Source organism: Halomonas beimenensis (assembly GCF_002549795.1).
Lineage (GTDB): Bacteria > Pseudomonadota > Gammaproteobacteria > Pseudomonadales > Halomonadaceae > Halomonas > Halomonas beimenensis.
Genome location: NZ_CP021435.1, coordinates 1,671,803 through 1,686,621, shown reverse-complemented (window position 1 = coordinate 1,686,621; position 14,819 = coordinate 1,671,803). Strand labels below are relative to the sequence as shown.

Genomic DNA, 14,819 nt, shown 5'->3' with positions numbered 1-14,819 from the left:
GCCGAGCGCCGAGCCGACGGTGTGAAGGCGGTATCGGCGTCATCGAGACGCAGCTTGGGCGAGCGAGCCTGCGAGCGCACCCGACCATCCAGCCGGAGGAACCACGATGACGGAGCGTGCCGCCCAGACCCGGGAAGCCCACAAGGCCACCCTGATCGGCGCCGGGGTGGACCTGCTGGTGGGCCTGGCCAAGCTGGTCACCGGCGCCCTGGTGGGCTCCGCGGCGCTGATCGCCGACGGGATCCACTCCTTCTCGGACATCGTCACCGACCTCTTCGTGCTGGGGGCCACTCACTTCGGCCGCCAGGCGCCCGATCGGGATCACCCCTATGGTCACGGGCGCATCGAGACGCTGGCGACCCTGTGGCTGGGCTCGGTGCTGATCTTCGTCGCCGGCGCGATCGCCTGGGCCAGCCTGGGCCGCCTGCTCGCCGGCGACCCCATCCCTGCCCCCGGTGGCTGGGCCATCGCCATCGCCGTCCTCGCCCTGCTGGTTAAGGAAGCCATCTACCACTACACCCTGGCCGTCGCCCGGCGCATCGGATCGAGGCTGCTGGAGGCCAATGCCTGGCATTCACGATCCGATGCCCTCTCCACCCTGGTGGTGCTGGTGGGGCTGGTCGCCGCCCAGGTCGGCGTCGGCTGGATGGATGCCGTCGCCGCCATCGTGGTCGGCGTCATGGTCGGCCAGGTCGGGGGGCGCCTGCTCTGGGAGTCCAGCCAGGAGTTGATCGACACCGCCCTGCCCGAACCGGAACAGGCCTCCCTGAAGAGCGCCGCCGAGGCGGTCCCCGGGGTGCGTGGCGTCCACGAGTTGCGCACCCGTCGCGTGGGCGGCGAGGTGCTGCTGGACCTGCATATCGTGGTACCGCCCCGGGTGACCGTGTCGGAGGCGCACGAGATCGGCAACGCCGTCAGCCGACGGCTTCGCGCGGCACGACCGGACCTGGCCGACGTGACCTTCCATATCGATCCCGAGGACGACGAGGGCCAGACCGCCCACAGCCTGCGTCCCGGCTTGCCGCTGCGCGATGACGTGGAGGCGCTGCTCGACACGGCCTGGCGCGATCTGCCGGCCTGGCATGACCGGGTCGACCTGGACCTGCACTACCTGGAAGACCGAATCGACGTCTCGCTCTTCGTCGACCGGCGGCCGGACCGCCAGGACCTGGACGCCACCGCCGACGAGCTGCGCCGCGCGGCTCGCGACCTGGACTGGCTGGGGCGCCTGCGGCTCTGGGAGGGACCGGGGCGCGGTTGAGTTGATTTCATACCCTCGCATTAGCGTTCTCCCCCACCTAAGCTTTAGATATCGCTCATCCATCGGCGGGACCGCATGGCCGATTCATCGCCTCCATCGCTGACCTCCCCCGACCGCCGGCGCTGCCTGAGGCTGCTGGGCGGCCTGTTGCTGGGCGGCGTGCTGGGGCTGGGGCCGCCACCACTCGCGGCTCGGCTCGACCAGGCCCAGCTTCGGACCAGCATGCGACGAGAGTATGGCCAGGAAGGGGTGGCGGTGCTGGAAGAGTGGCTGGCGCTGCTCGATCGCCTGCGTGGCGCCGACCGCCAGGATCAGTTGCGCGAGGTCAATGCCTTCTTCAACCGCCGCGTGCGCTGGCTGGAGGATCCGCAGGTCTGGCAGCGCGAGGACTACTGGGCCACGCCCCTGGAGACCCTGGGCCGGGGCGCCGGGGACTGCGAGGACTACACCATCGCCAAGTACGTGACGCTGCGCCAGCTCGAGGTGCCGGAGGCCATGCTGCGGCTGATCTACGTCAGGGCCCGGATCGGTCGCAGCCGGATCACCCAGGCCCACATGGTACTGGGGTACTACGCCACACCCGGAGGCGAGCCGCTCGTCCTCGACAACCTGGTACCCGACATCACGCCCGCCGGCGCTCGCACCGACCTCGACCCGCTGTTCAGCTTCAACGGCAGCGGCCTCTGGGCCGGCGGCTCCAGCCGCTCCCGCGCCGACCCCGTCGCGCGGCTCTCACGATGGCGCAGCGTGATCGACCGCATGCGACGACAAGGCTTCATCCAGGGGGGATAACGACATGTCGCTCATCAAGCAGCTCTGGCTGATCATCCTCGGGCTATTGTTGCTGGCCTTCGGCGGCAGCCTGTTCATCGGGGTAACCTCGAGCCGCGCCTATATCGAGCAGGAAGTCCGCATCAAGAATGCGGACAATGCCAATGCGCTGGCCCTGACGATGACCCAGATGCCCAAGGATGCCGTGACCGTGGAGCTGCTGATCGCGGCCCAGTTCGACACCGGCCACTACCGGCGCATCGAGCTGCGCGACCCCGACGGCGAGATCATCGAGCGGCGACAGGCCGACGAGGCCATCGAGGACGTCCCCGGCTGGTTCGTCGAGCTGATCGACTTCCAGGTGTCCCCGGGGGTGGCCGTGGTCCAGGACGGCTGGCAGCAGTTCGGCACCCTGACCGTGGAGAGCCAGCACAGCTATGCCTATCGCTCGCTGTGGCGCAGCACCCTGGAGCTGGCCGGCTGGTTCCTGGTCGCCGGCGCCGCCAGCCTGCTGCTCGGGGGCTGGCTCGTGCGCACCATTCGCCGCCCCCTGCACCGGGTGGTCGAGCAGGCCCGGGACATCGGCATGCGCCGTTTCACCACCTCCAGGGTGCCGCGGACCCGTGAACTGCGCGAGGTGGTCGAGGCGATGAACCGGCTGGCGGCCGCGGTGGGCGAGATGCTGGGCCGGGAGAGCCAGCAGCTCGACGTGCTGCGCCGGCGGCTCCAGCATGACGCGGTAACCGGGGCGTTGAACCGTGAGGCCTTCCTCGCCCAGCTGCAGATCCACCTGGAGAGTCATGACTTCCGGGCCAGCGGCAGCGTGTGCCTGGTGCGCGTCAGCCGACTCGCCCAGGTCAACGAGCAACTCGGCCATGCCGAGACCGATGCTCTGCTGAAGGCGCTCGTCGACTCCCTCGAGCAGCTCACCCAGGTGCACGGGAGCGGCCTCGTCGGACGACTCAACGGCAGCGACTTCGCCGTGCTCCTTCCGGGCCTGGGTGACCTGGAGTTCGTCCACCAGGACCTGTCCCGGCGCCTCAAGGCCCTGACCCAGGACCGCGGGCCGCTGATCACGCTTCCCGGGGCCATTCGCGGCTATGCCCAGGGCGATCGACGCAGCACCCTGATGGCCGACCTGGACGGCGCCCTTTCCACGGCCGAATCCCACGGCCAGCACGGGATCACCCTGGTGGAGAACGGCAAGTCCCGCAGCCTGTTCACCAGCCACGCCGAGTGGCGCAAGGCCCTCCAGGATGCCATCCAGGAAGGCGTCTACCTCGCCCATTACCCGGTCCTGGATGCGGATGGCAGGCTGCTGCATTTCGAGTGCCCTTCCCGCCTGCGACTCAGGCAGCAATGGCAACCGGCCGGTGTCTTCATTCCCTGGGTGGCTCGCCTGGGACTCGATTCCCAGCTGGATCTCGCCGTGATCGATGCCGCACTCGAGGACATCGCCCAGCGTCACCAGGCCGTGGGCGTCAATCTCTCGCCCGCCTCGATCCGGGATGCCCGGTTCGTCCTGGAGCTTCGCGGCCGGCTCAGCACCCGCCCCGACGTGGCCCGCCAGCTGTGGCTGGAGCTCCCGGGCAACCTCGCGCTTCAGGACCTGGCCAACTTCCGCAGCCTGTGCCGGGAACTGCGTCCCCTGGGCTGCCAACTGGGCCTCGAGCACGTGGGCGCGGAGTTCACGCGATTGTCCGACCTGCATGACCTGGGCCTGGCCTACCTGAAGATCGACAGCACCCTGGTCAAGGGCGTGACGTTCGCCCATGAGCAACAGACCATCCTGAGGGGCATGGCCACCCTCTGCCATTCCCTGGGCATTCTCGCCATCGCCGAAGGGGTGCACTCCCTCGACGAGGCCAAGACCCTGTTCGAGCTCGGCCTGGACGGGGTCACCGGGCCCGGCATCCGACACAGCGACAAGTCCGGCCTCTAGGTTACGCCCCTGACGGACGATCGCCGGCCCGGGGGGCCGGCGATCGCCAGGGTCGAACCTGCTTGCCGAAGCCGTCAGATGACGTCGTCATCCTCCCTTCCGGCGACGAGCTGCAAGCCATTGAGACGACGACGCAGGGACTGGCGCTCCATGACCTTGTCCTGTGCGGCCTCGGGAAGTTCGGTGAAGCTGATCACGCCCTTGTCCATCAGCAGGGCGATCACGTCCTCGAGGACCCGGACGAAGGCCAGGTCGGAGGCATGAAAGCGCGCCGCGCTCTTGCCCACCGTCTCTTCCGTCAGGAAGCTCAGCAACTCGGGGGAATCGGCAGCGAGGTACTCGCGGCATTCCGCCGTGGCTTCACGGCTCACGAGCCGAATGCGGCTCTGGTCATCGCGCTGGACATACATGGCTGGACTCCCTCGCCGGATCGCCTGTGCCGCATGGTAGGCAGGCGCTGGCCGGTCGACAAGTGCGCCCGGCAAGCGCCGGGCACGGGGGCATCACTCGATATCGAGCTGGCCGTCGTCGATCAGGCTCTGAAGGAAGGCGGCCTGATCGAGGCCCCCCATGCTGACGCCCTCCAGGACGATCGATTGATCGGCATTGCTGACATCACCGGCGCTCATGTTGCCCGCCGAGCTGATGTGCAACGTGGTCGTACCGCTGGAGGTATCCTCGGTGGCCTGGAGATAGCGGGACAGGTCATCCCCGCTGGACATCCCGGACAGCAGGTCGGCGATGTCCAGCTTGTCGGCGTTGGCCTCCGTCCCGAAGGTGCCGAGGGTGAAATCCTTGACGCTATCTTCGGCCGGACTGACGGCAGAGCCTTCGTCACCCAGGCTCCATGCGAAGACGTCCGCACCTAGCCCACCCTCGAGGGTGTCATTCCCCTCGGCTCCGAGCAGCAATTCATCGAAATCACTGCCCGTCAGAACGTCATTGCCATCACTTCCTACCAGGGAGGGATCCAGCGTCACGGTGAAGTTCGCGGAATCCGTCTCGTCGCCATCACCATCCAGGACGGCATAATCGAAGCCGATATCCACGGGCTCATGGGTGATGGCAGCTCCATCCAGGCCATTGACGGCAAACCAAGCGCTTTCGTGATTCACGACTTCAAGCGTGTCGAAGCCTTGATCGGTGGCGATGCCGACGGAGCTGTGTTCATCGACCCCATCGATCACGAGCCCCGAGACCAGATAATCGCCTCCTTTACCCGACACCGTATAATCCGTGACGAAGTGTAGACTTCCCGAGTCCAGAGCCGCCTGAATGTCTGCGGCACCTTCAAGCTCGATCAACTGACCGTCCGAGACATAACGAATCGCCGAGACCGTATCGAGAAGCTCGCTCTGAGAAGAAAAGAGCGCACTGCCGGCTTCATAAAGGGCCAGCAAGACGTTTGTCTGGGTGGCGCCCCCCTTGACATCCGCGATATCGACGGCAGCCCCTGTCAGCACTCGGGCTCCGTCATGACTCCCATCCGACTGGATATCGGTCACGAACTCGAATCGGATGCCGGTAGAGGGCTCGACCCATTGACTGTCCGTCCCGATATCTCCTGCCGAGGTGTTGATCGTCCCTCCCAGCTGGACCGCGGTCACCAGAACATCGTCATCGGTTTCCGGGGAACCGGCCCCGACGATGAATGACTCGCCATTACCACCACTGATCCCGATATCGCCGATATCCACGATGCCGAATTGGCTGATCGCATCGATGCCCTGGTGGACCGTAAGAGAGTAGGAACCATCACCGTTCAAGGAAGCCGTGAAGACCTCTTCACCACTCTCGAGTTTACCCACGAGAGTGTCGGTTCCCTCCCCAAACCAGTAGACCGGGTTGCCGTCAGAGCTCATCAGGGTAGTGCCATCGCTCAGCCCCCCCTGATTGCCATCCTCGAAACCCCGGAACACAAGACCACCGAGTTCGTCTGCACCGGTGGCATAGTCCAGGGCCCCTACGGCGATGTAGCCGGTGTAGTTGAACGTCTTGCTCGCGTCCGCACCGTTCACCGTGGGCACGTCATCGACGATGTCGATGGTCAGGGTGCCGCTGGCGCTGGAGCCCCCGGCCCCGGTCACCGACACTCCCAGGGTGTCGCTCAGCGTGTCGTTGCCCGCCTCACCGTGGGTCTGGGCCGAGGTCAGGGTGTAGGCATAGCGGAGCGTGGCGCTCTGGTCGCCATCGCCGCTCTGGTAGCCGGTGAGGACCAGGGTGCCTTCCCCGGTATCGATCGCAGCCGACGGTGAGGCGTCGGTGAAGCCCTTGAGCTCGGCCAGGGTGAAGGTGGTGCCGCCTACCGTCACGCTGGCGATGCCATCGGTAGCCGACACCCCGAAGTTGCCCGTCGCCGTCTCGCTGTCGGCCTCCGCGTTCGAGCCGTCCGGCGACAGGCCGGCCTCGTAGACGGTGCTGTCGGCGCCCTGGGCGGCGACGGTGACCGCGGCGCTGTCCCCGGCGCCGGTGAGGGTGAGCGTCAGGCTGGCCTCACGCGTGTCGCCGTCGGCGTCCTGCATGGTGTAGGTCAGCGTCTCGCTGATGCTGTCCTCGGCGGTCAGCGTCTGGACGGCGGGGGCATCATTGTGCAGCACGAACCGATAGCCGCCATCCTCATCGAGCGAAAGCTCGCCGTACTGCGACAATACCGAGATCGCTTCGGCATTCTCGCCCCAGGCCACGAAGCTCGCCGGCGCATCGGCCCCGGAGGCGTCGTTGTCGAGGACATTGCCGCTGGCCGTATCGGTGGCCCCGTCCTCGACCAGGGCCACGTCATCATCGGCGACCACCGGCCCGTCGTCGTTGACGTCGATGGTCAGGGTCGCCTCCGGCGAGACGTCGCCGTCGTCGTCGGTCACCCGCACCGCGAACGGGTCCTGCACCTGGTCCCCGGCCCCAATGGCCGTCGGGTCGTCATGGTCCAGGGTGTTGGCGTCGAGGGTGTAGCTCCAGCGGCCGTCCGGATCCACGCTCAGGGTGCCGTAGGCGCCCTGCACCAGGGTCCCGACGCTGTCGATGGCGATCCAGTCGCCATTGGCGTCCTGCACCTCGACCAGCGCCAGGGCGTCACCGCCGGTGTCGATCTGCAGGGTGCCGGCGGTGGTCGTGGTGCCGCCGCCGCTGCCGCCGGCCAGCGCGGATTCCCAGACCACGTCGCCGTCCTCGTTGAGGTCGGGCGTGGCCACCGTCGGCGTGGAGTCCTCGGCGATGGTCAGGGTGACCGTGGCCGTCGAGGTGTCGCCCTCCCGGTCGGTCAGGGTGTAGGTGAAGCTGTCGCTGCCCTCGGCCCCGGCATCGGCGGTGTAGGTGAAGGTGCCGTCGCCGTTGTAGACCACGCTGCCCTGGCTCGGCCCGCTGGCCAGGGCGATGCCGGTCGCCAGGTTCACGCCGTCGGCCCCGGCGGCGTCGTTGGCGAACACGTCGATCTCGACGCTGCCGTCCTCGGCCACCGCGCCGTCGACGCCGTCATCGGCGGCCACCGGCCCGTCGTCGTTGACGTCGATGGTCAGGGTCGCCTCCGGCGAGACGTCGCCGTCGTCGTCGGTCACCCGCACCGCGAACGGGTCCTGCACCTGGTCCCCGGCTCCGGTGGCCGTCGGGTCGTCATGGTCCAGGGTGTTGGCGTCGAGGGTGTAGCTCCAGCTGCCGTCCGGGTCCACGCTCAGGGTGCCGTAGGCGCCCTGCACCAGGGTCCCGGCGCTGTCGATGGCGATCCAGTCGCCGTTGGCGTCCTGCACCTCGATCAGCGCCAGGGCGTCACCGCCGGTATCGATCTGCAGGGCGCCGGCGGTGGTGGTCGAGATGCCGGGGCCGGCCTCACCTCCTTCACCGCCCTGGGCACTGCCACCTTCGAGTGCCGCCTCCCAGACGGTGTCGCCATCGCCGTCGAGATCCTGGGTATCGACACTGGGGATGTCATCGGGCTCCGGGGCCGCGGGTTCCGCGGCGGCCAGGGTGGGATCGAGTTCTACCTGATCCGCTCCCTCCAGGCTGTTGGTGCCGAAGCCGAAGGCCAGGGGATCCACGCTCTCGCTGATGCGGGCCAGGCGGACGAAGCTGTGTCCGCCATCGCTGCCGCCGCCGCCACCGGCCCCGGCGGCGGTGGCCTCGAGGTCCTCGAGCAGGTCGCCCTCGCCTTCCTCGAGGGCAGCAAGCAGGGCCTCGAGATCCTCATCCTGGGCACTGGCCTCTTCCGCCGAGACCGTGGCATCGAGGGCGAGCTCCGGCGTCATGGCGACCTCTTCCCCGCCGGGAACGGCCGTGGGCTCCAGACCGTCACCGAAATCGAGCACCACGCGCCCGTTGTCGGAGGTCACCAGGATCTCGCCTTCCTGCAGGCTGTCGCCGACGCTCAGCTCGCGCAGCTCGCCATCCGCATCACGCGCCCAGGCCTGGCCGGTGATGGACACCACGGTTGCGATGGTCATAGTCCCTTCCCCCTGATGAGTGACATCAGCCAGCGATCTGGCGCCATCACTGGTCGTTGATACCTTCAGACTAGGTCAGGGGGTGGGTCTCAGGTATTGGACCCATGGACAGGTCGGTGCCGGGCTAGAGGACATCCTGCTCCTGACGGGATAGCTTCAGGACCAGCTGCATGCGATCGCGGATCCCGAGCTTGCGGAAGACGGCGCCGAGGTGGGCCTTCACCGTTCGCTCGGTGATAGCCAGGCGTCCCGCCACGGCCTTGTTGCTCAACCCTTCCGCCACGGCCAGGGCCACGTCCCGCTCCCGGTCGGTGAGTTCGGCCAGCACCCCCTGCTCAAGGCCGGCTTCCCCGCCGAGCGCCCGGAAGGCACCGCCCACCACCTGGGACATCAGCTCCGGCCAGACCCAGATGCCCTGATGGGTGACCACGGTCTCCAGCTGCCTGAGCAGCTCCGGGGTGGACAAGGCATGGGCATAGCCACGCGCACCGGCACTCAGCGCCAGGAACGCCTCCCTCGACTCGGGACGATAGCTCAGCACGCTGAGGATGGCGCCGCGCCGGCTCAGCGCCGTGACCAGCGCCGGCCACTGCTCCAGGCTGGCCATCACCCAGACGCGATCGCCCGCCTGCACTCGAGTGCGTGCCAGCGAAGGATCGAGCCGCTCGGCGTCCGGAAAGGCCTCGCGCCAGCGAGGCATCTCGTCATGTCCCCTGCAAACGAACCACTGCCCCATCATCGTTCTCCCATGGCATTGTCCCAGGCCCGCAACACCGGCTTGAGCAGATACTGCATGACCGTGCGTTTCCCGGTCAGGATATCCACTTGCGCGGTCATCCCCGGGATCACGTCCAGTGCCTCGTGCTGCTTGCCCCCCTCCTCGGTGCGGACCCGCACGAGGTAGAAGGTATTACCCTCATCGTCGGTAATGGTATCGGCACTGATATGGTCGAGCTCGGCGTCGAGGCCTCCGTAGATGGCGAAATCGTAGGCGGTGAGCTTGATGGTCGCCGGCTGCCCGGGTCGCAGGAAGGCGATATCCTGAGGTGCGATCCTGGCCTCCACCAGCAGGGCATCGTCGCTCGGCACGATATCCACCACCTCCTGTCCCGGTTGCACCACCCCGCCCAGGGTCGTGATGCCCAGCCGTTGCACGACGCCGTCGACGGGCGAGCGGATCTCCGCCAGCCGGACCCTGTCCTCCAGACCGGTGCTCGACTCGTCCAGGGCGGACAGCTCGCCAAGCGTCTGGGAGAGCTCGTTGCGCCACTCGTTGCGGGCCTCCAGCGTCACCTCGCGCAGCTGGGCCTGGACTTCCTCGATGGCCGCCTGCAGCCGTTCCATCTGGGCGGCGGCCTGGTTGCGTTCGCCGCTGGCCCGCGACACTTCCCGCTCGAGGCGGAGGACCTCGACCTCGGAGACCGCCCCGGAATCCAGCAAGGGGCGAGTGAGGTTGAGCTCCCGGCTGGCCATGTTCAGCTCCCGGCCCGCCGTGTCCCGTCGGGACCTCGCCTCGTCCAGCTCGGCGCGGCGCTGGGCCAATCGTTCGCGAAGGACGCTCCTCTGCTCCTCCAGGGCCTCGAGGTTGCTCCGGTAGAGCTCCCTCTCCTGTTCCACGATGCCCGGCGCCTCTGCACGCAGGGTCGCGGAGGGCGTGAACTCGGAATCCGTGACCAGGGCGCGCAGGCGCTCGGCGCGGGCTTCCAGCGCCTGGGCCTTGGCCCGGTTCTCGCGGAAGTTCGCGAGGAAGCGAGTCGGGTCGATCCGCATCAGCAATTCGCCTGCCTCCACGCGATCCCCCTCCTCGACCAGGATCTCCTGGACCACGCCGCCATCGAAGGACTGCACCCGCTGCAGCTGGCTGGAGGGGATGACTCGCCCGGTCCCGCGGGTCACCTCGTCGAGGGTGGCGAAGGCCGACCAGACGAGCAGGGTCGCGAGCGCCAGCAGGACGACGTACAGGAAGGCCCGAGCGCGCAGCGGGTCCTGCTGGAGCCGCGCCCAGTCGGCATCGCTCGCCCAGTCACGATCGAGGTGGGCCGAGGTGACGCGACGGGCGAAAAGCCGATCGACGAAGGCGCGCAGCGGCTTGCGGCCGACCGTCGAGAAGCGACCGATGGCCTCGAAGCCACGCTGCTCGGCATCGGGTCTCGGAGAGGTCATCAGCCCGCCCTCCCGATCTGTCCCTTGCGCAGGGCTTCGACGACCTTGTCACGGGGACCGTCGGCCACGACCTTCCCCGCATCGATGACCACGATACGGTCGACCAGCGTCAGCAAGGAGGTGCGATGGGAGACGAGGACCAGGGTCTTGCCCCTCGCGAACTCCCGCAGCCGGGCCTTGAAGGCTTCCTCAGCGGAGTGATCCATGGAACTGGTGGGCTCGTCGAGCAGCAGGATCCGGGGATCCTGGACCAGCGCCCGGGCGATGGCGACTTGCTGACGCTGCCCCCCCGACAGTCGCTGGCCCCGTTCCCCGACGTTGAGGTCCACGCCGTCGGGATGGCCATCCACGAGTTCGTTCAATCCGCTCAGACGAAGGGCGCGCAACAGGGTGTCGTCGTCGACACCGTCGCTGCCGGCACCGGCCAGGACGTTGTCCCTCAGCGAGCCATAGAAGAGGCTCACGTCCTGGGGCACATAGCCGATGTGGCGGCGAAGCTGGACCGGGTCGAACTGGCGAATGTCGACACCGTCGAGACGCACGGCGCCGGCCGTGGGCTCGTACAGCCCCAGCACCAGCTTGTTCAGGGTGCTCTTTCCGCAGCCCACCCGGCCCAGCAGGGCGACCTTCTCCCCGGGCTCGATCGACACCGACACCTCTCTCAAGGCGTCCCGCCGCTCGTCGGGATAGCGAAAGCTCGCCTTGTCGAAACGGATCTCCCCCCGCACCACCGGCCGATCGACGAATCGCTGCCCTTCCGGACGCTCCACCGGAAGCTGCATCACCCCGTCGAGGGACTGCAGGGCGGTCGAGGCCTGATGGTACTGGGTCAGCAAGGCGGCGGCCTGGCTCACCGGCGCCATGGCCCGGGACGATAGCAGGTAGGCCGCGATCAGCCCTCCCTGGGTCAGCTCGCCCTGGATGATCAGGTAGACCCCGATGATGATGACCGCCACGGCCACGCTGTGCTGTGCCCAGAGCGCCACGCTGGAGACGGAAGAGCTGATCAGCCTCAACTGGGCGGCCGTGCGCGACAGGAAGGCGGAGGCGCGCTCCCAGATGCCCTGGATGCGGCTCTCGCTTCTCAGGGCCTTGAGGGTCTCCAGCTGGGAGACCGACTCCACCAGGGTCGCGTTCCGCTGGGCGCTGACCCGCCAGGTGGTTTCCGACAGTTCATGCAGCTTGCCCTGGGCCGCCAGGGCATAGAGCAGCACGAAGACGATCCCGACCAGGACCGGGATCACCAGGACGGGGCCGATCAAGGCGATGATCGCCGCGAAGAGCAGCGTGAAGGGCAGGTCGACCAGGCCCACCACCGTCGCCGAGCCGATGAAGGCCCGGACCGACTCGAAGGATTGCAGGGTCGCTGCGAAGGACCCGGTCGAGGCCGGACGGGCCGCCATCCGCAGGCCCAAGACCTGGCTCATGAGGGTCGACGAGAGCTTGACGTCGGCCCGGCTCGCCGCGAGATCCACGAAGGCGTTGCGCATCAGCCGCAAGGCCAGGTCGAAGCACAGCACCAGGAAGACGCCCACCGCCAGCACCCAGAGGGTCTCGGTGGCATGGTTGGGCACCACGCGATCGTAGACGTTGAGCACGAACAGCGGCATCGCCAGCGCGAAGAGGTTGATCGCCACCGAGCCGGCGATCACGTCGCGATAGAGTCGGCGGTTTTCCCGGATCACGCCCCAGAACCAGTGCCGACGTCGCTCCGGCCCGATCTCCGCCCCCCGGGCATCGAAGCGGAAGCGGGGACGCACGTAGATGGCCTGGCCGCTGTAGCTGGCCTGGAGGCCATCGAGATCGACCTCGGACTCGGCCTCGCCCAGCTCGGGAAAGACCACCCGGGCCCGGCGACTGGCCAGATCCACGCCCAGGAGCACGCAGGCCCGCCCCGGCTCGAGCAGCAGCACGACGGGGAAGAGCGCGGGGTTGAGCTGCACCAGGCGCGACTTGACGATGCGGGCCGTCAGTCCGGCCCGGGCGGCGGCTCGCGGGAAGACCGACGGCGTGAGCCGCCCCTCCTCCAGGGGCAGCCCGGCGGTCAGGGCATCCGCGCCGACGGCATGGTCATGGATCAGCGCGACGGTCTGCAGGCATTCCAGCAGTTCATCCCTCACCGCCGAGCCGGCGGTCACGTCCTCCCCGAGCGTTTCCTGATGTGTCACGCGCACCTCTGCGGTCGAGCGTTGGTATCACCGGGGCAGCCCGCGCCCTGTCCGTCCCTCACCCCGGGTACCGACCACCGGCGAGCGGCTGGCGTTGGCCGAGGTCGAGATTCTCCCCGACGCGCTCCAGCGTCACTTCCACCCGGCGATTCTGGCGACGGCCCTCGACCGTGGCGTTGGTGGCCACGGGCCGGCGGGAACCGAAGCCCTCGGTCTGGATGAGGGAAGCCTCCACGCCCTGGGAGACCAGGTAATCCCCTACGCTCTGCGCACGACGACGCGAGAGAGGCTCGTTGATCGCATCGGTGCCGGTGGAATCGGCATGCCCGGCGATATAGACCCGAACCAGGTCGTTGCGCCGACGAATCTGCTCGGCCAGCGCCGTCAGCTCGCGCCTCGCCTCGGGACTGAGTTCGGCGCTGTTGATGTCGAACAGGGCATCGGCGGACAGGGTGACGTCGGGTGCCCGGGTGGGCGGAGCGGTGATGCCGGCGGTGAAGTCGGCGAGGGTGTAGCCCGTGGGCCCCGGCGCCGGACACAGCGTCTCCGGGTCCAGGCTGACCCCGTCGCTGCCGAGTTCCGCCAGGGTCGGCACGTCGTCGCGACGCACGTCCAGGACCTGAGTCAGGCGGCCCATGGCGGCCAGGGTCCTGGCATCGGCCAATGCCACGTCGTACTGGGCGTTGACGTAGGCCCGACTGGCCTCGAAGTACTCGTTCTCGGTATCCAGGACGTCCAGCAGGGTGCGTTGGCCGATGTCGAACTGCTGCTGATAGGCACCGCGGACCCGATTGGTGGACTGGCGGTGCTCGTTGAGGTAGGCCAGTTGCTCGCGCAGTCGCCGGGTGTCGTTGTAGGCGATCTGGGTGGTCTGACGCACGTCGGTGCAGGCCTTCTCGCGCAGGTGGATCGCCTGCTCGACCCGATCGGTGGCGGCGCGGAAGCTGGCCAGGTCGCTGCCCCCACGGTAGAGGTTCATGCTCGCCACCAGTTCGATGCTGTGCCGGTCCTGGCGCTGGTCGGGGGAGAGGATGCTGCCCGTGTCCCCGTCCTTGTAGGTGCCGGTGCGCCCCACCAGATCCAGGCGCGGCTGAAAGGCGGCCTGGGTGCCCTGGCGTTCGGCCCGGGAGGCGGCGATGTTCTCGATGGCGGCATGGAAGTCCGGGCTGCCCTGGAAGGCCAGGTCGAGAGCCTGGGCGACATCCCCCGGCAGGCTGTCTCCGAGGCTGGGTGCCGGTGCCAACGAGGCGGCCGGCAGCTCGCCGACGATTCGCTGGTAGCGGGCCGTCACGTCGTGGAGGTTGGACGCCTCGGTCATCAGGTTGGATTCCGCCAGGGCCAGGCGGCCACTGATCTGCTCGAGGTCGACACGGCGTCCGGCACCGGACATGACGCGCTGCTCGATCTGGTTGAAGACTTCCAGGTGCTGGCGGTAATTGTCCTGGGCCAGACGCACCAGTTCCCGGTAGCGCTGCACATCGAGGTAGGCGCGGACCGCCTCCAGGGCGATGTCCTCGCTGGCGCCAAGCAGCTCGTAGTAGCGCACCAGCTGGGCCCGGTCGAGCCTCTCGACTTCACTCTGGGTGGCGAAGCCATCGTAGAGCATCTGGGTCAGGGTCAGTTCGGCGTAGTCGGTGTCATAGCTTCCCCGCGCATCGTTTTCACGGTCTTCGCGTCCGACCCCGGCGTTGACGTCCGCGCTGGGCAGATAGTTGCCCCAGGCCGCCCGACGATCATGTCCGGAGGCCTGGAACTCCCGCCACGCCGCCTGGACCTCGGGATTGGTGGCGATCGCTTCCTGAACGACCCCCTGGAGATTCGCCGAGCCCGGCGACATCAGTCCCTCGGGTAGCGACTGGGCCACCGCCGCGGTGAGCGGCAGCAAGGAAAGACTGGCACCGACGGTGAGCCCGCGAAGCAGGCGCCCACCGGCGATGCGTGATGACATGATGGCGCTCGAGCGTTGCATGATCGTTCCCTTTATCTTGTGTGGCCCAGGACGCGTCTTGTGGTTGTGGTCCTGTCATCCTGGCGGCCGTTTGGTCTGGCTGGCCCGCTGTCGGACCGTGTTAGCAACATAGTCC

At 68.0% G+C, this 14,819-nt stretch carries 9 protein-coding genes; 3 read left to right on the top strand and 6 right to left on the bottom strand.

Annotation, left to right across the window (positions count from 1 at the left end; genetic code table 11):
• Positions 1 to 106: 106 nt before the first annotated feature.
• The 3 genes from BEI_RS08025 (at position 107) to BEI_RS08015 (ending at position 3,974) form a co-directional block, all read left to right on the top strand.
• Positions 107 to 1,261: a cation diffusion facilitator family transporter gene (locus tag BEI_RS08025; protein WP_097789024.1), complete on the top strand. Its 1,155-nt coding sequence runs from the start codon at positions 107 to 109 to the stop codon at positions 1,259 to 1,261.
• Between the two features lie 75 nt (positions 1,262 to 1,336).
• Positions 1,337 to 2,053 carry a transglutaminase-like cysteine peptidase gene (locus BEI_RS08020; protein ID WP_097789023.1) on the top strand — a complete coding sequence of 239 codons (717 nt, stop codon included), beginning with the start codon at positions 1,337 to 1,339 and terminating at the stop codon, positions 2,051 to 2,053.
• Between the two features lie 4 nt (positions 2,054 to 2,057).
• Positions 2,058 to 3,974: an EAL domain-containing protein gene (locus BEI_RS08015; protein WP_097789022.1), complete on the top strand. Its 1,917-nt coding sequence runs from the start codon at positions 2,058 to 2,060 to the stop codon at positions 3,972 to 3,974.
• 74 nt (positions 3,975 to 4,048) lie between these two features.
• Here the strand turns inward: BEI_RS08015 and BEI_RS08010 are convergent, their stop codons facing one another.
• From BEI_RS08010 to BEI_RS07985, 6 genes are all read right to left on the bottom strand, one after another.
• Positions 4,049 to 4,384, bottom strand: a complete 336-nt coding sequence (locus BEI_RS08010; RefSeq protein ID WP_097789021.1) for a tryptophan synthase subunit beta like protein — start codon at positions 4,382 to 4,384, stop codon at positions 4,049 to 4,051.
• 93 nt (positions 4,385 to 4,477) lie between these two features.
• On the bottom strand, positions 4,478 to 8,404 hold the full coding sequence (locus BEI_RS08005; protein ID WP_097789020.1) for a retention module-containing protein: 3,927 nt from the start codon (positions 8,402 to 8,404) through the stop codon (positions 4,478 to 4,480).
• Between the two features lie 124 nt (positions 8,405 to 8,528).
• Positions 8,529 to 9,104: a response regulator transcription factor gene (locus tag BEI_RS08000; protein ID WP_227644646.1), complete on the bottom strand. Its 576-nt coding sequence runs from the start codon at positions 9,102 to 9,104 to the stop codon at positions 8,529 to 8,531.
• Positions 9,105 to 9,139: 35 nt separating this feature from the next.
• Positions 9,140 to 10,567, bottom strand: coding sequence for an HlyD family type I secretion periplasmic adaptor subunit (locus BEI_RS07995; protein WP_097789018.1), 1,428 nt, complete (start codon positions 10,565 to 10,567; stop codon positions 9,140 to 9,142).
• Positions 10,567 to 12,735, bottom strand: a complete 2,169-nt coding sequence (locus BEI_RS07990; RefSeq protein WP_227644645.1) for a type I secretion system permease/ATPase — start codon at positions 12,733 to 12,735, stop codon at positions 10,567 to 10,569. Before BEI_RS07990 ends, BEI_RS07995 begins: the two co-directional genes overlap by 1 nt.
• 58 nt (positions 12,736 to 12,793) lie before the next feature.
• Entirely contained in the window at positions 12,794 to 14,683 is a 1,890-nt protein-coding gene (locus BEI_RS07985) for a TolC family outer membrane protein (RefSeq protein ID WP_227644644.1), read from the bottom strand.
• Positions 14,684 to 14,819: the final 136 nt, after the last annotated feature.

What these genes read in the sequence shown, in the direction of transcription:
- BEI_RS08025 (WP_097789024.1), top strand. Translation starts at nt 107, where the DNA reads ATGACGGAGCGTGCCGCCCAGACCCGGGAAGCCCACAAGGCCACCCTG.
- BEI_RS08020 (WP_097789023.1), top strand. Translation starts at nt 1,337, where the DNA reads ATGGCCGATTCATCGCCTCCATCGCTGACCTCCCCCGACCGCCGGCGC.
- BEI_RS08015 (WP_097789022.1), top strand. Translation starts at nt 2,058, where the DNA reads ATGTCGCTCATCAAGCAGCTCTGGCTGATCATCCTCGGGCTATTGTTG.
- BEI_RS08010 (WP_097789021.1), bottom strand. Translation starts at nt 4,384, where the DNA reads ATGTATGTCCAGCGCGATGACCAGAGCCGCATTCGGCTCGTGAGCCGT.
- BEI_RS08005 (WP_097789020.1), bottom strand. Translation starts at nt 8,404, where the DNA reads ATGACCATCGCAACCGTGGTGTCCATCACCGGCCAGGCCTGGGCGCGT.
- BEI_RS08000 (WP_227644646.1), bottom strand. Translation starts at nt 9,104, where the DNA reads ATGCCTCGCTGGCGCGAGGCCTTTCCGGACGCCGAGCGGCTCGATCCT.
- BEI_RS07995 (WP_097789018.1), bottom strand. Translation starts at nt 10,567, where the DNA reads ATGACCTCTCCGAGACCCGATGCCGAGCAGCGTGGCTTCGAGGCCATC.
- BEI_RS07985 (WP_227644644.1), bottom strand. Translation starts at nt 14,683, where the DNA reads ATGTCATCACGCATCGCCGGTGGGCGCCTGCTTCGCGGGCTCACCGTC.